Source organism: Actinomadura sp. SCN-SB, assembly GCF_043906805.1.
Taxonomy (GTDB): Bacteria; Actinomycetota; Actinomycetes; order Streptosporangiales; family Streptosporangiaceae; genus Spirillospora.
In genome coordinates this window covers 1-19,300 of record NZ_JBIMPP010000027.1, presented here as the reverse complement: position 1 = coordinate 19,300, position 19,300 = coordinate 1, and the positions used below count along the sequence as shown (strand labels likewise).

The window sequence follows — 19,300 nt, the reverse complement described above, 5'->3', positions numbered from 1 at the left end:
ACGGCGCGTCCCGGGGGCGCCCGCCACAGCCCCATGTTCCGGTCAGTGTCCGGCAAACCATAGTGTTTCGGGCACGATGAACATCGAGCTCTCGGGAACGGCCGGCGGGACCGGCTGGCCCGCCCCCGGATGCGGCTGCGCCTCGTGTTCCCGGTTGCGCGCGTCCGGGGCCCGTTTCGAGCCCACCCGCGTCCTTCTGGACGGCGTGCCACTGGAGCGGTACGCGCGAAAGGACGTTCCCGGCGGCTACGACGTGGAGGGTCCGGACGGGCGGCGCGTCCTCGTGGCCGCGGGCCCCGGGGAGCGCCCGGAGCCACCGGACGGCGCCGTGTACGACGCGGCCCTTCTCGACCTCGTCGGCTCCCCCGACCACCTCGGCCTGCTGCGCCGCACCGGCGCGGTGACCCCGCGCACGGACGTGAGGGCCGTCCACATGGACCATCGCATCCGGTCACCACGGGAACTGGAGCGCCGGCTCGGTCACTGGCTGCGCCCACCGGACGGCCCGCACCGCACGCTGATCCTCGGCGGAGCCCGTTCCGGCAAGTCGGCCGAGGCGGAGATGCGCCTCCTCGCCCATCCCGACGTCACCTACCTCGCCACGAGCGCGCCGCGCGACGACGACCCGGAATGGACGGCCCGCGTCGCGGCCCACAGGCGCCGCCGTCCCTCCTGGTGGCGGACGATCGAGACCACGGCGCTCGCCGAGGCCCTGCGCCCGGAGGAGTGGGGGCCGGGGCGCGCGGTGCTGGTGGACGGCATCGGCACCTGGCTGGCCGCCGTGATCGACGAGGCCGGGGCCTGGGACGACCCCGCCTCCGTCCGCCCCCGCCTGGACGACCTGGTCGCCGCCTGGCGCGCCGTGCCGGCCCGGGTGGTGGCGGTCAGCGACGAGGTGGGGCTCTCCCTCGTCCCCGCGACCCCCTCGGGACGGGCGTTCGCCGACCTGCTCGGAACGCTGAACCAGCGGCTGGCGGCCGAGTCGGAGGACGTGGCGCTCGTGGTGGCCGGACGGATCCTGGAGCCCGCGTGACCACCCGCGTGACCGGCTGGGCGCGAGGTCTCGGCCTGGCGATGACCCTCCTCACCATCGTCCCGGTCCCCGACCGCCTGAAGGACGCTCCCGGCGGGCCGGGCCGGGAGCCGGCCCGCCGCGCGATGACCCTGGCGCCGGTCGCCGGGCTGGTCGTCGGCGGCGGCGCGGCCCTGGTTCTCCTGCTCGGGGACCTGATCGGCCTGGCGCCGCTCCCCCGCGCCGCGCTGGCCGTGGCGGCGATGGAGGTGCTGACCCGGGCCCTGCACCTGGACGGCCTGGCCGACCTCGCCGACGGGCTGGGCAGCGGCCGTCCCGCCGCGGGCGCCCTGGAGATCATGAAGCGGTCCGACATCGGGCCGTTCGGCGTGGTGACGCTGCTGCTGACGCTGCTGGTCCAGGTCGCCGCCCTCGCCACCGCCCCGGACGCCCTGGTCGCCGTCGTGGTCGCGGCGGTGGCCGGACGCCTGGCGCTGCCGTGGGCCTGCCGTCCCGGCGTGCCGGCGGCCCGGCCGGACGGGCTGGGCGCCCTGGTCGCGGGCACGGTGCCGATCCGCTCGTCCCTGGTCGTGACCGCGGTCGTCCTCATCGCCGCGACACTGGCGGGGGCCGCCGCCGGGGGGCTGGCAGGCGCATTGCACGCCGCCACCGCCGTGGCGGTGGGGCAGGGCGTGGCCTACCTGGTGCTCCGCCACGCCGTGCGGCGCCTCGGCGGCGTCACCGGCGACGTGTTCGGCGCCCTGGTGGAACTCGCGGTGACCGCCGCGCTGATCGTCCTCGCCACCGCCTAGCGAGCGGCCCCGGCGACCCGGTCAGGGGAGATCGCGCAGGGTAAGGCTTGATCCAAAAGGGCGAAACCGGTCACCGGGGGGACTACCATCGGGGTACGTGACGACCATCAGCCTTGACAGCGCAGAACCCGCCTCACTCGACGCCGGCGCGATCGTGATCGGCGTCGTCCCCGACGGCCGGAGCGGCGACGGCGCGCTCCGTCTCCATGGCGCCGAGGGCCTGGACGGGGCACTGAACGGCGGGCTGGCCACCGCGCTGACGACGCTGGGGGCCACCGGCAAGGAGGGCGAGGTCACCAAGCTGCCCACGATGGGCGCGCTGCCGGCCGGCGTGGTCGTCGCGGTCGGGCTCGGGGAGGACCCCGACGCCGAGGCGCTGCGCCGCGCCGCGGGAGCGGGCGTGCGCGCGCTCGCCGGCACCGCCAAGGTCGGCCTCGCCCTGCCCGCGTCCTCCGCCGAGGAGGTCGAGGCGGTCGCGCTGGGCGGCCTGCTCGGCGCCTACAGCTTCGGGACGTACCGCACCGGCGAGCGCAAGGAGCCGGTCGCCGAGCTCGTCGTGCTCACCGCCGCCGGCGACGCGGGCCGGGCGTCCCTCGAACGGGCCCGCACCCTCGCCGAGTCGGTCACGCTGGTGCGCGACCTGGTCAACACGCCGCCGTCCGACCTCACCCCCGAAGACCTGTCCGGCGTGGCCGAGCGCGTCGCCTCGGACAACGGCCTGGACATCGAGATCCTGGACGAGAAGGAGCTGGTGGAGGCCGGCTTCGGCGGCATCACGGGGGTCGGGCAGGGCTCCGCGAACCCGCCCCGGCTGGTGCGCCTCGCCTACAGCCACCCGGAGGCGTCCAAGACGCTGGCACTGGTCGGCAAGGGCATCACCTTCGACTCCGGCGGCCTGTCCCTCAAGCCCGCCGACTCCATGGACTGGATGAAGTCCGACATGGGCGGCGCCGCGGCCGTGCTCGGCGCGCTCGCCGCCATCGCCAGGCTGCGCCCCAAGGTCAACGTGATCGGCTACCTGGCCCTCGCCGAGAACATGCCCAGCGGCACGGCGCAGCGCCCGTCCGACGTGCTGCGGGTGTACGGCGGCAAGACCGTCGAGGTGCTCAACACCGACGCCGAGGGCCGCCTGGTCATGGCCGACGCGCTGGTCCGCTCCGGCGAGGACGACCCCGACCTCCTCGTGGACGTGGCCACCCTGACCGGCGCCCAGCTCGTGGCGCTCGGCACCAGGACCACCGGAGTCATGGCCAACGACGACGAGGTCCGTGAGAAGGTGGTGGCGGCGGCGGGCCGCGCCGGGGAGCCCTCCTGGGGCATGCCGCTGCCACCGGAACTGCGCAAGGGGCTCGACTCCGCGGTGGCCGACATCGCCAACATCAGCGGCGAACGCTGGGGCGGCATGCTGACCGCCGGGGTGTTCCTCAAGGAGTTCGTGCCGGACGGCGTCCGCTGGGCGCACCTGGACATCGCCGGTCCCGCCTTCAACAAGGGCGAGCCGTACGGCTACACCCCGAAGGGCGGAACAGGCGCGGCGACGCGTACGTTGGTGCAGATCGCCGAGGACCTGGCGGCCGGCGTTCTCTAGAACTCCGAAGGGTCATAGGCCGGCCGTACAAGTGAACAGGTTCCCTGGGACCCGCGTGGCCGGTGCCGTCCGGTGCGGCAGCGTCCGCCGGTGACGGGAACCGCCTGAGAGAGGGAGAGGGAGCGTCCAGTGGTCGACAGCGGCCCCTTCGACATCGTCGTCCTGGGTGGTGGCAGTGGCGGCTACGCCTGCGCGCTGCGCGCGGCGGAGCTCGGCAGCTCGGTCGCGCTGATCGAACGCGCCGAGCTCGGCGGCACCTGCCTCAACCGTGGCTGCATCCCGACCAAGGCGCTGCTGCACGCCGCCGAGGTCGCCGACCAGACGCGCGAGGCCGGCACCTTCGGGATCAGGGCGAGCTTCGACGGCATCGACATCGACGGCGTCAACGCCTACAAGGACAAGGTGGTCTCCACCACCGTCAAGGGCCTGACCGGGCTGATCAAGTCCAAGGGCATCACGGTCGTGGAGGGCGAGGGGCGGCTGACCGGTCCCACGTCCGTCGAGGTCACCCGGAAGGACGGCACGACCACCACCCTCGAAGGGCAGCACATCGTGCTGGCCACCGGGTCCAGGCCCAAGACCCTGCCCGGCCTGGAGATCGACGGTGAGCGGATCATCTCCAGCGACCACGCCCTGCTGCTCAAGCACATCCCCGCGTCCGTGGTGATCGTGGGCGGCGGCGTGATCGGCGTCGAGTTCGCCAGCATCTGGCGCTCGTTCGGCGCCGAGGTCACCATCGTGGAGGCGCTGCCGCACCTGCTGCCGCTGGAGGAGGAGTCCAGCTCCAAGCGGCTGGAGCGGGCGTTCCGGCGCCGCGGCATCAAGTTCGAGCTCGGCGCCGGATTCAAGGAGGTCAAGACGACCCAGGGCGGCATCGCCCTCACCTTGGAGAACGGCACCACGCTGGACGCCGAGACCCTGCTGGTGGCGGTCGGCCGCGCCCCGGTGTCGGAGGGCATCGGGCTCGAGACGGCGGGCGTCGCGACCGAGAACGGCTTCGTCAAGGTGGACGAGCACTGCCGCACCAACGTCCCCACGATCTCCGCCGTGGGCGACCTGATCCCCACCCTGCAGCTGGCGCACGCCGGATTCGCCGAAGGCATCCTGGTGGCCGAGCGGCTGGGCGGGCTGAACCCGGCGCCGATCGACTACGACGGGGTGCCGCGGATCACCTACTCCGACCCCGAGGTGGCCTCGGTGGGGATCACCACGGCGATGGCGCGCGAGCGCGGCCACGAGGTCAGGGAGGTCGTCTACGACCTGGCCGGCAACCCCAAGAGCAAGATCCTGGGGACGCAGGGCGAGGTCAAGGTGATCACCGCGGTGGAGGGCCCGGTGCTGGGCGTCCACCTGGTCGGCGCCCGGGTCGGCGAGCTGATCGCCGAGGGCCAGCTCATCTACAACTGGGAGGCGCTGCCCGCGGAGGTCGCGCAGCTGATCCATCCGCATCCGACCCAGTCCGAGGCGATCGGCGAGGCGCATCTGGCCCTCGCCGGCAAACCATTGCACGTGCACGGCTGAACGCCCGCACCAGAACGAGATCTCGAAGGATCGAAGGAGTCGCTGAGAGCCATGCCGGTCTCCGTCACCATGCCCCAGCTCGGCGAGAGCGTCACCGAGGGCACCGTCACCCGCTGGCTGAAGAAGGAGGGTGAGCACGTCGAGACCGACGAGCCGCTTCTCGAAGTGTCCACCGACAAGGTGGACACCGAGATCCCCTCACCCGCGTCCGGCACCCTGACCAGCATCAAGGTCGCCGAGGACGAGACCGTCGAGGTCGGTGCCGAACTGGCGATCATCGGCGAGGCCGGCGAGGCCCCGGCCCCGTCCGCGCCGCCGGAGCAGGAGCAGGCCCCGGCGCCCGCCGCCCAGGAGCAGGCGCAGGAGCAGGCGCCGCCGGCGCAGCCCGAGGCGCCGCAGCCGCCGCCCGCCCCGGCCGCGCCGCCGGAGCCGGCACCGGCCGCGCAGCAGGGCCCGCCGCCGTCGGCCTGGCCGCCCGCCGCGCCCGCGGCCCCGCCCGCGCCACCGGCCCCGGCTCCGGCCGCCGCCCAGCCCGCCGCGCCCGCGCCCGAGCCCGCCCCGTCCGGTGAGGGCCCGTACGTGACGCCGCTGGTCCGCAAGCTGGCCGCCGAGCACGACGTCGACCTGAGCAGCATCAAGGGCACCGGCGTCGGCGGTCGCATCCGCAAGCAGGACGTGCTGGAGGCCGCCCGCGCCAAGCAGGCCGCCGCCCAGGCCCCCGCGGCGCCCGCGGCCCCGGCCGCGCAGCCCGCCGCCGCCGCGCCCGCCGCCGCGGCCCGTCCCGCCCCGGCCACCGCGCCCGCCGAGCAGATCGCGCTGCGCGGCAAGACCGAGAAGATGAGCCGGATCCGGCAGACCATCTCCCGCCGGATGGTGGAGTCGCTGCAGGTCTCCGCGCAGCTCACCACCGTGGTCGAGGTCGACCTCACCAAGGTGGCGCGGCTGCGCGAGCGCGCCAAGGCCGACTTCCAGGCCCGCCAGGGCGTCAAGCTGTCGTTCCTGCCGTTCCTGGCGCTGGCCACGGTCGAGGCCCTCAAGGTGCACCCCAAGCTCAACGCCGTCATCAACAGCGAGACCAACGAGGTCACCTACTACGACGTGGAGAACCTCGGCATCGCCGTGGACGTCCCCGAGCGGGGCCTGATGGTCCCGGTCGTGCACAACGCCGGGCAGCTCAACCTGGGCGGCCTCGCGCAGCGGATCGCCGACCTGGCCGAGCGCACCCGCACCAACAAGGTCAGCCCGGACGAGCTGGCCGGCGGCACGTTCACGCTGACCAACACCGGCAGCAGGGGCGCGCTGTTCGACACCCCGATCCTCAACCAGCCGCAGGTCGGCATGCTCGGCACCGGCGCCGTCGTCAAGCGTCCCGCCGTGATCGACGACCCCGAGCTGGGCGAGGTCATCGCGGTGCGGTCGATGATCTACCTGGCGCTGACCTACGACCACCGCCTGGTGGACGGCGCCGACGCGGCCCGCTTCCTGGGCACGATCAAGCACCGTCTGGAGGAGGGCAACTTCGAGGCCGAGCTCGGTCTCTGACCCTCGGGGCTCCGCCGGGACCCCGCCGCTCCCCCGCCCGGAGCGGCGGGGTCCCCGCGTTTCACCGCCACCGCCGGACGCCGGCGATCTAGGGTGTCGGGCATGAGGGTCGTCGTCTCCGGTTCGGGCGGGCTGATCGGGTCCGCGCTGGTCCGGGCGCTGCGCGAGGCCGGCGACGAGGTCGTGCGGCTCGTCCGCCGGGAGCCGTCCGGCCCCGCCGAGGCCCGCTGGGACCCGATGGGCGGCACGGTCGACACCGGTGCCCTCCAGGACGCGCACGCGGTCGTCCACCTCGCCGCCGCGGGGGTCGGCGACCGGCCGTGGACGCGGGCGCGCAAACGGCTGATCCGCGAGAGCCGCGTCCGGGGCACGCGGACACTGGCCGGGGCCATCGCCGAGACCGCGAAGGCGGGCGGCGGTCCGCGGGTGTTCGTGTCGGGCTCCGCGATCGGGTACTACGGCGACACCGGCGACCGGGAGGTCGACGAGTCGTCGGGCATGGGCGAGGGGTTCCTCGCCGAGCTCGTCCGCGACTGGGAGGCCGCCACGGGCGCCGCCGCCGACGCGGGCGTGCGCGTGGCGCACCCCCGCACGTCCCTCGTGCTGGCGCGCTCGGGGGGCCTGCTCGGCAAGCCGCTGCCCCTGTTCAAGCTGGGCCTCGGCGGCCGGCTCGGCAGCGGACGGCAGTGGATGAGCTGGATCACCCTGGACGACGCCGTCGCCGCCCTCAGGCACCTCATCGCCCGGGACGACCTGGCGGGGCCGGTGAACCTGGCGGCGCCGCACCCGGTGACCAACGCCGAGTACACCAAGGCCGTCGGCCGCGTCCTGCGCCGTCCCACGGTGCTCCCGGTCCCCGCGTTCGCGCTGCGGGCGGCGCTGCTCGGCTTCGCGGACGAGGGGCCGCTGATCAGCCAGAAGGTCCGGCCGAGGCGGCTGGAGGAGTCGGGGTTCGCCTTCGCCCACCCGCGCCTGGACGGCGCGCTGCGGGCCGTCCTGGAACGGGACTGACCGGCGTCCCGCGGGTCAGTCCCAAGATTCAACAAAGTGCCGCACGTCCCGGAACGCCGACCCTAGCGTAAAGGTCATGAGGTTGGTCGGGGCCGGCACGCGATGCCTCACGGCGCCCCGGAGGCGAGTGGAAGGCACATCATGAGCACGGACGGACAGCCGCACATCCTCGCGATCGGGGGCGGCAGCTTCATTCCCGACGACCGGTGCGGGATATCGCCGAGCCCCCTGCTGCGCTACGCCGCCGACCTGACCGGCCAGGACCGTCCCCGGATCTGCTTCCTGGCGACGGCATGCGGCGACGGCGACGGCGTGATCGGCCGCGCGTACGCGGCGTTCAGCAGGATGGAGGCCGAGGTCAGCCATATCGCGCTGTTCCCCATGCCCAACATCCCCGACATGCGGTCGCATCTGCTCGCCCAGGACCTGGTGTACGTGGGCGGCGGCAGCGTGGCCAACCTGCTGGCGCTGTGGCGGCTGCACGGGCTGGACGAGATGCTGCGGGAGGCGTGGCACGAGGGCGTGGTGCTGGCCGGGGAGAGCGCGGGCGCGCTGTGCTGGCACGTGGGCGGCAACACCGACTCCTACGGCCCCCAGTTGCGCCCGCTGACCGACGGGCTGGGGTTCCTGCCGTACTCCTGCGGCGTCCACTACGACAGCGACAAGCAGCGGCGGCCGCTGCTCCAGCAGCTCGTCAGCGAGGGGACGCTGCCGGACGGGTACGCGGCCGACGAGGCGGTGGCCCTGCACTACGTGGGGACGGAGTTCGTCCAGGCGGTGTCGTACGAGAAGGGTGCCGGGGCGTACCGCATCGAACCCGACGGCCCGGGCACCGCCAAGGAGACGCGCCTGGACGTCCGGCTCCTCGCCTCCCTGTGATCCTTCCCTCTGAAGGGGGGCACAGGCTGCGGCGAGGCATAAGCTGAACCGCGTGAGCGACGTAAAGGTACGCGAGACGGACGCCCTCCCGGAGACCGCCCGACCGGCGGCGCGGACGGGCGAACTGGTGTTCGTGCATGTCGGGTTCGGCACGGCCGCGGTCCCCTACGAGGAGGGCTGGGCGCTGCAGCGGCGCACCCACGAGCGGCGCGTCAACGACGAGATCCCCGACACGGTGCTGCTCCAGGAGCACGAACCGGTCTACACCGCGGGCAAGCGGACCGCCGCCGCCGACCGCCCGCTCGGCGACCCCGGCGCCCCCGTGATCGACGTGGACCGCGGCGGCAAGATCACCTGGCATGGCCCCGGCCAGCTCACCGGCTACCCGATCCTCCGGCTGCCCGACCCGGTGGACGTGGTCGCCTACGTGCGGCTGCTGGAGGAGATGATGCGGGACGTGTGCGCCGACCTGGGGCTGCCCACGATCACCGTCGAAGGGCGCAGCGGGCTGTGGGTGGCGGGCACCCCCGACCGCAAGATCGGCTCCATCGGGGTCCGGGTCTCGCGCGGGATCACCATGCACGGCTTCATGCTCAACTGCGACTGCGACATGGACTGGTTCGACCGGATCATCCCGTGCGGCATCCGCGACGTCGGCTCCACCTCGCTCAGCCGGGAACTGGGCCGCCGCGTCACCGTCGCCGAGGTCACCCCGCTCGTCGAGCGGCACCTCGCCCGCGCCCTGGGCGCCACGGAGTCCTACCACCGCACCACGGCACAGCTCGAAGCGGCCTGACGGGCACGGCCGGAAGCCCGGCGACGGCTAGGCGCGGTCCGTCATGACCTTGTAGATCGCCTGGCCCTCGTCGGACGCGGCCTGGAAGAAACGCCCGAGCCCGTCGTAGGCGGGCTGGAGCGACCGCGGCTCCGGCTTGAGCGCGTCCGCGTCCTGCACCCCGGCGGCGGCCATCGCGGCACGGTCGTACCGGTCCGCGAGGTCCCCGTACGGGGTGGACGCCAGATGGTCGGCGGCGGGCTTCACCCGGTCGGGCGCCAGGTAGATCACGTCCACGCCCAGCTCGCCGGCGCCGTCCTCGGTGAGCAGCCGCCCGCCGCAGACCACGTCGGACTCCGGCGGGCGCCCGTCCCACGGGTCCCCCGTGATCAGATAGTGCAGCGCCTGCCAGGTCCCGCCCAGGTCCAGGACGCTGGCCGCGGGGTTCTTGCGGCGCCAGTCGGCCGCCCCGAAGAGCAGCCTGGCGATCGCGGCCGGGTCCCGCTCGCCCTCCAGCACGGGCGGCACCCTGAGGTACGACATGGCCATGCCCACGGTGGATCCCTCCGACTGAACGGCCCCCGGAACGGAGCGCTAGCGCGACGACAGGGAGTCACCTTAGGAGATCAACGGGCACCTCCGGGGACGAACCGGATATCAGCCTTGTACCGAACGTGTGATCTTCATTGCGGCCGCGGGGGCACCGTCCGCGCCGACGTAGGCTGAAGGGGTGACGACGGTGACACCCGAGGGGCGCAGGCTCCTTCGCATAGAGGCACGCAACAGCCAGACGCCGATCGAGCGCAAGCCGGACTGGATCAAGACCCGGCTGAAGATGGGCCCGCAGTACAAGGAGCTCACCCAGCTGGTGAAGGCCGAGGGCCTCCACACGGTCTGCCAGGAGGCCGGCTGCCCCAACATCTTCGAGTGCTGGGAGGACCGCGAGGCCACGTTCCTCATCGGCGGCGACCAGTGCACCCGGCGCTGCGACTTCTGCCAGATCGACACCGGCAGGCCCGCCGCCCTCGACCGCGACGAGCCGCGCCGCGTGGCCGAATCCGTCGCGACGATGGGCCTGAAGTACGCCACCGTCACCGGCGTCGCCCGCGACGACCTCGACGACGGCGGCGCCTGGCTGTACGCCGAGACCGTCCGCCAGATCCACGCGCACGTCCCCGGCTGCGGCGTGGAACTGCTGATCCCCGACTTCAACGCCGACCCCGCCCAGCTCGCCGAGGTGTTCGGCTCCCGCCCCGAGGTGCTGGCGCACAACGTCGAGACCGTCCCCCGGATCTTCAAGCGGATCCGCCCGGCCTTCCGCTACGAGCGCTCCCTCGAAGTGATCACCAGGGCGCGCGAGGACGGTCTGGTCACCAAGTCCAACCTCATCCTCGGCCTCGGCGAGACCCGCGAGGAGGTCTCCGAGGCGCTCCGCGACCTGCACGAGGCCGGCTGCGAACTGATCACCATCACCCAGTACCTGCGCCCGTCCCCGAGGCACCACCCCGTCGAGCGCTGGGTCAAGCCGGAGGAGTTCGTGGAGCTCAAGGCCGAAGCCGAGGAGATCGGCTTCGCGGGCGTCATGTCGGGCCCCCTCGTCCGCTCCAGCTACCGCGCCGGGCGCCTCTACCAGCAGGCGATCGAGGCCCGCGGATAGCCTCCGCAGTGATCATCCGACGGCGTCCCGGCCGTGGAAGCCACTACCATGAACGGTATGGCTAAGAAGTCCACGGACGGCGCGCAGCAACAGCCGGGCCGCCTCAAGCAGATCCGCATGGTCGCGAAGATGCTGAGCCAGGCGGACCCCAAGGCGCTGCCGATCGTGTTCGGCGCGTCGATCGGCACCCTGGTCGTGGTGATCCTGATCGGCTGGCTCATCGACCAGCTGTTCTTCTCGATCCCCCTGGGCATCCTGGCCGCGGCCGCCGTGGGCATGATCGTCTTCGGGCAGCTGGCGCAGCGGGCCCAGTACAAGCTGATCGCCGGGCAGCCGGGCGCCGCCGCGGCCATCCTCAAGAACATGCGAGGCGGCTGGACCGTCACCGAAGCGGTCGCCGGCAACCGCAACCTCGACATGGTGCACCGCGCCGTCGGACGCCCCGGCGTGGTCCTCGTGTCCGAAGGCCCCCGCAACCGGGTGGGCCCGCTCCTCGGCGCGGAGAAGAAGCGCATCTCCCGCGCCGCCCAGCAGGTCCCCATCTACGACGTACAGGTCGGCGAGGACGAAGGCCAGATCCCCGTCGGCAAACTGCAACGGCACCTCATGAAACTGCCGCGCAACCTCACCAAGGGCCAGGTCGCCGAACTCAACGACCGCCTCCAAGCCCTGCCCCGCTCCATGCAGATGCCCAAAGGCCCCATCCCCAAGGGCGTCCGCATGCCAAAGGGCCCCAAACCCAAGACGCGGTAGTTTTTTGCATCCGCGAGCTGCGCTCGTCGCTGGCGCTCCTCGCTTGTCGCGGCTGCGGCGATCGCTGCATCGCTTCGACTCGCCCAGGGGCTCGCTGCGCGATCAGGTCCTCGCAAGCTCGGACCTGCCTTCGGACGCGATCGCAACGCTTGAGCGACCGTTCGGGGCTGGGGTGACGGGGCTGAGGTGGGTGCGGCTGTGTTTATTGGCAAGCGCGAGCTGCGCTCCTCGCCTGGGGGCTCGTCGCTTGTCGTGCTTGCGGCGATCGCTGCATCGCTCCGACTCGCCCTAGGGGGCTCGCTACGCGATCAGGTTCCTCGCACGCTCGGAACCTGCCTTCGGACGCGATCGCAACGCCTTGGCGCCGTTCGGGGTTGGGGTTGCGGGCTGAGGTTGTTGCGGAGGGTTTTATTGCATGCGTGAGCGGCGCCCCTCCGCAATGCCTCCGTTCGGGGCTGGGGGCTTGGGTTTGGTCAGATGTTCACGACCACGGTGTTGCTGGCGCGGTCGTGGAGGCCCCGGTAGTCGCGGTCCCAGATCAGGGCGGGGACCACGAACAGGATCAGGATCGTGCGGGCGAACGCCCAGAGGGGGCCCACGGGGCGGCGGTCGAGGCGGACCACGTGGATGCCGCACAGGCGCTTGCCGATCGTGGTGCCGAGCAGGCCCACCAGGATCCACACCTGGACGCCGAAGACGGCGAGCGTCAACAGGCTGCGCTGCGGCGGCGCCCAGTCGAACAGGCGGGCGAGGAGGCTGGCGACCAGCAGGGACAGGGCCCAGTCGATGAAGAGGGCGAGGAGCCTGCGCCCGTACGGGGCGACCGCGCCGGAGCCGCGTTCCGGCAGGCCGAGCCGTTCGCCGGGGTAGCCGAGCTCGGCCCCGGCCGTGCGCGCGCCGCCCAGCCACGTCTGCGTCCACCGCGGCGCCGGGGAGGGACGCTCCTTGCCCGTGCTCATGCCTCTACGCTATCCCGTCCCCCACGGGGCCCGGACCAGGGTGTCGCCGCGCGGCGGGAAGCCGTGGCCGATACGCTCGCCATAGTGGCGTAACGCACAGAGTGGCGCGTAACACAGCCGAAACATATGAGACACGGCTGGGAAACGGCTCGTTCCTAGGCTCGCTCACAGCCATAAAAGCGCCCAAGGAGGCTGGATGTTCAGCAGCGCCGACGAGGTCCTGAGCTATATCAGGAACGAAGGTGTGCGATTCGTCGATTGTCGGTTCGTGGACCTGCCGGGGAAGATGCAGCACTTCACCTTCCCGGTGGAGAGCTTCGGCGAGAGCGTCTTCACCGAGGGGCTGATGTTCGACGGGTCCTCGGTCCGCGGATTCCAGGAGATCCACGAATCGGACATGCTCCTGCTCCCGGACCCGAGCACGGCGGTGCTCGACCCCTTCCGCCAGCACAAGACGCTGATCCTCAACTTCTTCGTGCACGACCCGCTGACCGGCGAGCCCTACAGCCGTGACCCGCGCAACGTCGCGAAGAAGGCCCAGGACTACCTGCGCGGCACCGGTATCGCCGACACGGCCTACTTCGGCCCCGAGGCCGAGTTCTACATCTTCGACGACGTCCGCTTCGAGACCAAGCAGCAGGCGGGCTACTACTACCTCGACTCGGTCGAGGGCGCGTGGAACACCGGCCGTGAGGAGTCCGGCGGCAACCTGGGCGCCAAGCCCCCGTACAAGGGCGGCTACTTCCCGGTCCCGCCGATGGACCACTACACCGACCTGCGCTCGGAGATGGTCGCGCAGCTGATCGCGTCCGGCATCACGGTCGAGATGCAGCACCACGAGGTGGGCACCGCGGGCCAGGCGGAGATCGACTTCCGCTTCGACACCCTGCTGAAGACGGCCGACAACCTGCTGCTGTACAAGTACATCGTCAAGAACGTGGCGCGGGCCGCCGGCAAGACGGTGACGTTCATGCCCAAGCCGATCTTCGGTGACAACGGCTCCGGCATGCACACCCACCAGTCCCTCTGGAAGGACGGCTCCCCGCTGTTCTACGACGAGGTCGGCTACGCCGGCCTGTCGGACACCGCGCGCTACTACATCGGCGGCCTGCTCAAGCACGCCCCGTCGCTGCTGGCGTTCACCAACCCGACCGTGAACTCCTACCACCGGCTGGTGCCGGGCTTCGAGGCCCCGGTCAACCTGGTGTACTCGCAGCGCAACCGGTCCGCCTGCATCCGGGTGCCGATCACCGGCTCCAACCCGAAGGCGAAGCGGATCGAGTTCCGGGTGCCCGACCCGTCCTGCAACCCGTACCTGGCCTTCTCGGCGATGCTGATGGCCGGCCTCGACGGCATCAAGAACAAGATCGAGCCCGCCGAGCCGGTCGACAAGGACCTCTACGAGCTGCCCCCGGAGGAGGCCCGCGCGATCCCGCAGGTCCCCGGCTCGCTGGAGGGCGTCCTCGACGCCCTGGAGGCCGACCACGACTACCTGCTCGAAGGCGGCGTGTTCACCCCCGACCTGATCGAGACCTACCTCGCGATGAAGCGCGAGTTCGAGATCGACGAGATCCGCCTCCGTCCTCACCCCCACGAGTTCGAGCTGTACTACGACGTCTGATCGGTCGCCGACCGGAGACACTGAGGGCCCCTCGGCAACCGGGGGGCCCTCGTCGTGTCTCAGGAAGGCCGCCGTGCGCGGTTGGGAAGAACCGGCGTGTGGGCAGTGTTGTGTGGGCGGTCAGAGCGACGAAGTCGAGGGGGTTGTGATGCCCGAGGTCAGGGTGGAGCGGGTCGGGGACGGGTTCGAGGCCACCAACGAGCGCGGTGCGCGCGTGGCGATGGGATCGTCCGACCAGGACGGGGTGTTCTCCCCCGTGGAGTTGCTGCTGGCGGCGCTGGGCGGGTGCGAGCTGGTGTCGGTGGAGCCGCTGACCGCCAAGCGGGGGCACCGGCTGGTACGGCTGGCGGCGAGGATCCAGGCGGACAAGGTGGCGACCAGCGTGCTGGGCGACATCACGATCACCTATGACGTGGAGATCCCCGAGGGGGACGACAAGGCGCGCGAGGTGTTCGAGGCGGTGGCCAAGCGGGTGCACGAGCGCTACTGCACGGTCGGCAACGCGCTCAAGGAGCCGATGCAGGTGCACCAGGTACTCCAGTAGCCGTACCTTGTGCGGTTCCTTGCGCAGGGAGCGGTCCGCGGGCCATAGTCCCCTGGGACGACTCTGAACGTGTCCTGACCTCTGTACTGCGCGCCGACCCTGAATTTGCTCACCCGAAAGTCCGGATGGAGTCTGAGGGTCGTACTACTCAAGTCTGAGACGAAGACCGTTCATATCGGCGATCTCAAACTGATCACATCGCGGCAAAGTTACCAGCATGGCGCACACCGCCCCGCCGGCTCGCACAAGCCGCACCGACGACGGCCGCCGCGGCACACCGCGGCGGGCCGGCACACGCCTGCCCCTGCCCCGGGCGCTGACCGCTCCCCCGGTGTGGCGGGAACTCCTCCTGATCGTTTTGTTCTACTCGGCGTATACGTTGACGCGGGTGCTCCTGGTTCAGGACGGCACGGGCCCGGCCTTCGCGCACGCCGACGAGATCCTCGCCTGGGAGCGGCACCTCGGCATCGACGTCGAGCTGGGCCTCAACCAGACGCTGCTGAGCCTGCCCTGGCTGGCCCGCGCCGCCAACGTCTTCTACGCGACCGCCCACTTCGCGGTCACGCTGCTCGTGGTGGTGTGGCTGTACCGCAGCCGCCCGCACGACTACCGCTGGCTGCGTACCGGCATCATGGTGGCCACGGGCTTCGCGCTGGTCGGGTTCTGGCTGTACCCGCTGGCCCCGCCCCGGTTCATGAAGGCCGAGGGCTTCGTCGACCCGGTCACCGCGCTCCAGTCGATGGGCCTGTACGCCAGCGACGCCTCGGCCACGTTCACCAACCAGTACGCGGCGATGCCCTCGATGCACGCCGGATGGGCGCTGTGGTGCGGGATCGTGCTGCTCAGGCTGGCCACGCCGCGCTGGGCCAAGGTGTTGGGCGTGCTGTACCCGCTCACCACCGTGCTGGTCATCCTGGGCACCGCCAACCACTACGTGGTGGACGCCGTGGCCGGGTTCGCGCTGATCGGTGCCTCGCTGGGGCTGTCCTGGTCGGCGTACCACCGCTGGCCCGCCGAGCTGAAGGGAATGTCGCTGCGGCTGGGCCACATCGTCCTGCACCGGGTGATGATCCCCGTCCTGCTGGGGATGCGCGCCGCCGCGCAAGGATGGCTCCTCCCGGTCCAGCCGTTCCCGGTCCCGGAAAGCCCTGGGAACGCCCGGGGCGTCCGGAACGCCGTCCAGGGCCCGGAGACCCTCGGGGGCGTCTCCGGGCCCCGCTCCGAGCCGTCCACGGCCCGCGGCACGGTCACGTGACCCCGTAGAAGACGCGGTCGACCACGGCGCGCGCCCTGCGCGCGTGCCGCCGGTAGTCCTCCAGCAGGTCGCCCGTGCCGGGATAGCCCAGGACGCGGGTGACGGCGCTGCGCTCCTTGTGGTGGTCGGTGGGGAGCAGGTCGGAGGCCCGCCCGCGCACCAGCATCATCGTCCCCCGGATGCGGGTCGCGAGCTGCCACGCCTCCGACAGCACGGTGGCGTCGCGCTCGTCCAGGAGCCGCGCCGCCGCGGCCGCCTCCAGCGCCGCCAGGGTACGGGTCGTGCGCAGCGACGGGACGTCATGGGCGTGCCGCAGCTGAAGCAGCTGGGCGACCCACTCCACGTCCGAGAGCCCGCCCGGCCCGAGCTTGGTGTGCAGCCTCCGATCCACCCCGCGCGGCAGCCGCTCGGACTCCATCCGCGCCTTCAGCCGCCGGATCTGCCGGACGGCCTCGTCGTCGATGCCGTCCTCCGGCCACCGCACCGGGTCGATCACGGCACGGAACCGCTCGCACAGGTCCGGGTCGCCGATGATCGGGTCGGCGCGCAGCAGCGCCTGGCTCTCCCAGGGTGCCGACCAGCGGGCGTAGTACGCGGCATAGGACGCCAGCGTGCGCACCAGCGGGCCCTGGCGTCCCTCGGGACGCAGGTTGGGGTCGATCTCCAGCGGCGGGTCGGGGGCGGGCAGCGCGAGCAGCCTGCGCAGCTCCTCGGCGACCGCGTGCGCCGCGCGTGCCGCGTCCGGCTCGTCCACGCCGGGCAGCGGGTCGTGCACGAACATCACGTCGGCGTCGCTGCCGTAGCCCAGCTCGTGCCCCCCGAACCGGCCCATCGCCACGACCGCCATCCGGGTCGGCAGCGGCCCGCCGCGCTCCGACTCGATCTTGCTGATGGCGGCCCGCAGCGCCGCCTCGACCGTGACGGTCGCGATGTCGGTGAGCGCCTCGCCGACCGTCCGCACGTCCACCATGCCGAGCAGGTCCGCGACCGCCACCCGGAACAGCTCCCGGCGGCGCAGCCCGCGCACCACCGCCACCGCGTCCTCGGCGGGCATCGCCGTCCCCTCGCCCCCGGGTCCCGGCGCGTGACGCCGGACGGCGGCCAGCGCCTCGGTGCGCAGCGCGTCGTACGAGCGGGGCTTCAGCTCGGCGGCGTTCCCGAGCATGCTCACCGCCTCCGGGGCGCGCAGCAGCAGGTCGGTGGCGTACTGGCTGGAGCCCAGCACCCGGGCCATGCGTTCCGCCACGGTGACGTCGTCCCGGAGCAGGCGCAGGTACCAGGGCGTGGTGCCGAGCGCGTCACTGACCTTCCGGAAACCCAGCAGGCCCGCGTCCGGGTCGGGGGCGTCCGCGAACCAGCCGAGCATCACCGGCAGCAGCGTCCGCTGGATGGCGGCCCGCCGCGACACCCCCGCCGTCAGCGCCTCGATATGGCGCAACGCCCCGGCGGGATCCCCGTAGCCCAAGGCCACCAGCCGCGTCCTGGCGGCCTCAGGGGTGAGCCTGGCCTCCTCCCCCGGCAGCCTGGCCACGGCGCGCAGCAGCGGACGGTAGAACAGCTTCTCGTGGATGCGGCGGACCTCCCGGGCATGCCGCCTCCACAGCGCCGTGAACTCGCTGATCGGCTCCGTGCGCAGCCCCAGGGCACGTCCCAGACGGCGCAGATCCGCCGGGTCGTCCGGCACCAGGTGCGTGCGCCGCAGCCGGTAGAGCTGGACGAGGTGCTCGACGCGCCGCAGGAACCGGTACGCGGACGCGAGCGCCGCGGCGTCGTCACGTCCCACATAGCCCCGCTCGGACAGCGTCGACAACGCCTCCAGCGTGGTGGGACTGCGCAACGCCTCGTCGCTCCGCCCGTGCACCAGTTGCAGTAACTGGACGGAGAACTCCACGTCCCGCAGCCCCCCAGGGCCCAGCTTGAGCTGGCGCTCCGCCTCCGCCGTGCGCTGGTTGAGGTCCGCCTCCACACGGCGCCGCATTTCCTGGACGTCCTCGACGAAGCTCTCCCCGGCCGCCGCCTTCCACAGCAAGGGCGTGATGGTGTCGAGGTAACGCTTCCCCAGATCGTGATCGCCCGCCACTGGGCGCGCCTTGAGGAGGGCCTGGAACTCCCACGTCTTGGCCCACCGCTCGTAGTAGACCCGGTGGCTCGCCAAGGTACGCACCAGCGGACCCGCCTTGCCCTCCGGACGCAGTGCCGCGTCCACCTCCCACAGCGAGCCCTCGACCGTACTGGTCGAACACGCCCGCATCATGGCGGCGGCCAGACGGGTCGCCGTGCGCAGAGCCTCGTCCTCGTCCCGGCCGTCCCTGGCCTCCGCCACGAAGATCACATCGACGTCGGAGACGTAGTTCAGCTCCCGCCCGCCGCACTTCCCCATGCCGATCACCGCGAGCCGGCAGACGTCATGCGCCGGCACCTCGGCACGGGCGATCGCCAGCCCCGCCTCCAACGCCGCAGCGGCCAGATCCGCCAGCTCCGCCGCCACATCCCCCACCGTCGCCACGCCGGTCAGGTCCCGGCCCGCCAACGCCAGAAGATGCCGCCGGTACTCGGCGCGCAACGCGACCAGAGTGTCAGGGGCGGCGTCCCGCGCCACCGGCTCGTCCACGGCCGGATCCGCGCCCACCGCCGTCAGCAACGCGGCACGCAACGCCTCGACGGGCGGACGCGGCGGTTCCACCTCCCCCGCCTGAGGCGGCACCTCCGGAGAAGACCCGTCCTGGACGGCGACCGCCTCGGCCGGAACCGGCACCTTCTGGATCGGTCCATCATCGTCCAGCGCCCGCCAATGATCAGGATGGCGGGCCAGGTGACCCCCCAGCGCGTCACTGACCCCCAGGACCGCCAGCAGCCGCTCCCGCCCAGGAGTGTCCCTCGCCAGCGCCGCCCTCAGCGCCTCGCCCTCACCGGCCCGCTCCGCCGCCTCCAGCAGCCGCACGAGGCCCGCCAACGCCAGATCCGGATCCGCCGTCCCGCCCAGCGCGTCCAGCACCTCATCGGACGGTCCACCACCCGGCTGCCGACCCGCCTCCGCCAAGACGCGCTCAGCACGCCCCGCATCGGTGAAACCCAGCCTCGCCAGCCGACCCGTCAACCCCGAAGGGCGACGCTCAGGAGTCCAAGCCCCACTCACGGGCTCAACCTACAGTCTTTTCATTGTGGGGGGGCGACCCCCCACACCCCCCGAAGCGGGGTCGGCGGCCCCCGCCGCTCGCCTGGCGGCTCGCGGCGGTGTCTTTTCATTGTGGGGGGACGACCCCCCACCCGAAGCGGGGCCACCGGCCCCCGCCGCTCGCCTGACGGCTCGCGGCGGTGTCTTTTCATTGTGGGGGGACGACCCCCCACACCCCCCGAAGCGGGGTCGGCGG

16 protein-coding genes are annotated in these 19,300 nt (G+C 72.4%); 13 read left to right on the top strand and 3 right to left on the bottom strand.

The window, feature by feature from the left end; all coding sequences use genetic code 11:
* The first annotated feature begins 76 nt into the window (after positions 1–76).
* The 8 genes from ACGWYJ_RS18950 (at position 77) to lipB (ending at position 9,161) form a co-directional block, all read left to right on the top strand.
* Positions 77–1,033: a bifunctional adenosylcobinamide kinase/adenosylcobinamide-phosphate guanylyltransferase gene (locus ACGWYJ_RS18950; RefSeq protein WP_395107377.1), complete on the top strand. Its 957-nt coding sequence runs from the start codon at positions 77–79 to the stop codon at positions 1,031–1,033.
* A complete protein-coding gene (locus ACGWYJ_RS18945) occupies positions 1,030–1,824 on the top strand; it encodes an adenosylcobinamide-GDP ribazoletransferase (protein WP_395107376.1) in 795 nt (264 codons plus the stop codon). Before ACGWYJ_RS18950 ends, ACGWYJ_RS18945 begins: the two co-directional genes overlap by 4 nt.
* Before the next feature lie 97 nt (positions 1,825–1,921).
* Positions 1,922–3,412 carry a leucyl aminopeptidase gene (locus ACGWYJ_RS18940; RefSeq protein ID WP_395107375.1) on the top strand — a complete coding sequence of 497 codons (1,491 nt, stop codon included), beginning with the start codon at positions 1,922–1,924 and terminating at the stop codon, positions 3,410–3,412.
* A gap of 129 nt (positions 3,413–3,541) precedes the next feature.
* Positions 3,542–4,933, top strand: a complete 1,392-nt coding sequence (gene lpdA, locus ACGWYJ_RS18935; RefSeq protein WP_395107374.1) for a dihydrolipoyl dehydrogenase — start codon at positions 3,542–3,544, stop codon at positions 4,931–4,933.
* Between the two features lie 51 nt (positions 4,934–4,984).
* Positions 4,985–6,475 carry a 2-oxoglutarate dehydrogenase, E2 component, dihydrolipoamide succinyltransferase gene (gene sucB, locus ACGWYJ_RS18930; RefSeq protein ID WP_395107372.1) on the top strand — a complete coding sequence of 497 codons (1,491 nt, stop codon included), beginning with the start codon at positions 4,985–4,987 and terminating at the stop codon, positions 6,473–6,475.
* Positions 6,476–6,577: 102 nt separating this feature from the next.
* Positions 6,578–7,486, top strand: a complete 909-nt coding sequence (locus ACGWYJ_RS18925; RefSeq protein ID WP_395107371.1) for a TIGR01777 family oxidoreductase — start codon at positions 6,578–6,580, stop codon at positions 7,484–7,486.
* 141 nt (positions 7,487–7,627) lie between these two features.
* Positions 7,628–8,365, top strand: coding sequence for a Type 1 glutamine amidotransferase-like domain-containing protein (locus ACGWYJ_RS18920; RefSeq protein ID WP_395107370.1), 738 nt, complete (start codon positions 7,628–7,630; stop codon positions 8,363–8,365).
* A gap of 124 nt (positions 8,366–8,489) precedes the next feature.
* Positions 8,490–9,161, top strand: coding sequence for a lipoyl(octanoyl) transferase LipB (gene lipB / locus ACGWYJ_RS18915; RefSeq protein WP_395107460.1), 672 nt, complete (start codon positions 8,490–8,492; stop codon positions 9,159–9,161).
* Positions 9,162–9,188: 27 nt separating this feature from the next.
* Here the strand turns inward: lipB and ACGWYJ_RS18910 are convergent, their stop codons facing one another.
* Positions 9,189–9,689: a YfbM family protein gene (locus tag ACGWYJ_RS18910; RefSeq protein ID WP_395107369.1), complete on the bottom strand. Its 501-nt coding sequence runs from the start codon at positions 9,687–9,689 to the stop codon at positions 9,189–9,191.
* Positions 9,690–9,870: 181 nt separating this feature from the next.
* On the opposite strand from ACGWYJ_RS18910, the gene lipA reads away from it, so the two are divergent.
* The gene (gene lipA / locus ACGWYJ_RS18905; RefSeq protein WP_395107368.1) at positions 9,871–10,797 is read left to right on the top strand and encodes a lipoyl synthase; all 927 of its coding nucleotides are present in this window, start codon (positions 9,871–9,873) and stop codon (positions 10,795–10,797) included.
* Positions 10,798–10,854: 57 nt separating this feature from the next.
* Entirely contained in the window at positions 10,855–11,550 is a 696-nt protein-coding gene (locus tag ACGWYJ_RS18900; RefSeq protein ID WP_395107366.1) for a DUF4191 domain-containing protein, read from the top strand.
* A gap of 473 nt (positions 11,551–12,023) precedes the next feature.
* Here the strand turns inward: ACGWYJ_RS18900 and ACGWYJ_RS18895 are convergent, their stop codons facing one another.
* Entirely contained in the window at positions 12,024–12,509 is a 486-nt protein-coding gene (locus ACGWYJ_RS18895) for an RDD family protein (RefSeq protein WP_395107365.1), read from the bottom strand.
* Positions 12,510–12,705: 196 nt separating this feature from the next.
* Here ACGWYJ_RS18895 and glnA point away from each other — a divergent pair, with 196 nt between their 5' ends.
* From glnA to ACGWYJ_RS18880, 3 genes are all read left to right on the top strand, one after another.
* Positions 12,706–14,130 carry a type I glutamate--ammonia ligase gene (glnA, locus tag ACGWYJ_RS18890; RefSeq protein ID WP_395107364.1) on the top strand — a complete coding sequence of 475 codons (1,425 nt, stop codon included), beginning with the start codon at positions 12,706–12,708 and terminating at the stop codon, positions 14,128–14,130.
* Positions 14,131–14,278: 148 nt separating this feature from the next.
* Positions 14,279–14,674, top strand: coding sequence for an OsmC family protein (locus ACGWYJ_RS18885; RefSeq protein ID WP_395107363.1), 396 nt, complete (start codon positions 14,279–14,281; stop codon positions 14,672–14,674).
* 388 nt (positions 14,675–15,062) lie between these two features.
* Positions 15,063–15,929, top strand: coding sequence for a phosphatase PAP2 family protein (locus tag ACGWYJ_RS18880; protein WP_395107361.1), 867 nt, complete (start codon positions 15,063–15,065; stop codon positions 15,927–15,929).
* On the opposite strand, the gene ACGWYJ_RS18875 is transcribed toward ACGWYJ_RS18880, so the two are convergent.
* Positions 15,922–18,969 (bottom strand): bifunctional [glutamine synthetase] adenylyltransferase/[glutamine synthetase]-adenylyl-L-tyrosine phosphorylase, encoded by a 3,048-nt coding sequence (locus ACGWYJ_RS18875; protein WP_395107360.1) that lies wholly within the window; start codon positions 18,967–18,969, stop codon positions 15,922–15,924. The genes ACGWYJ_RS18880 and ACGWYJ_RS18875 overlap by 8 nt on opposite strands.
* Positions 18,970–19,300 lie beyond the last annotated feature (331 nt).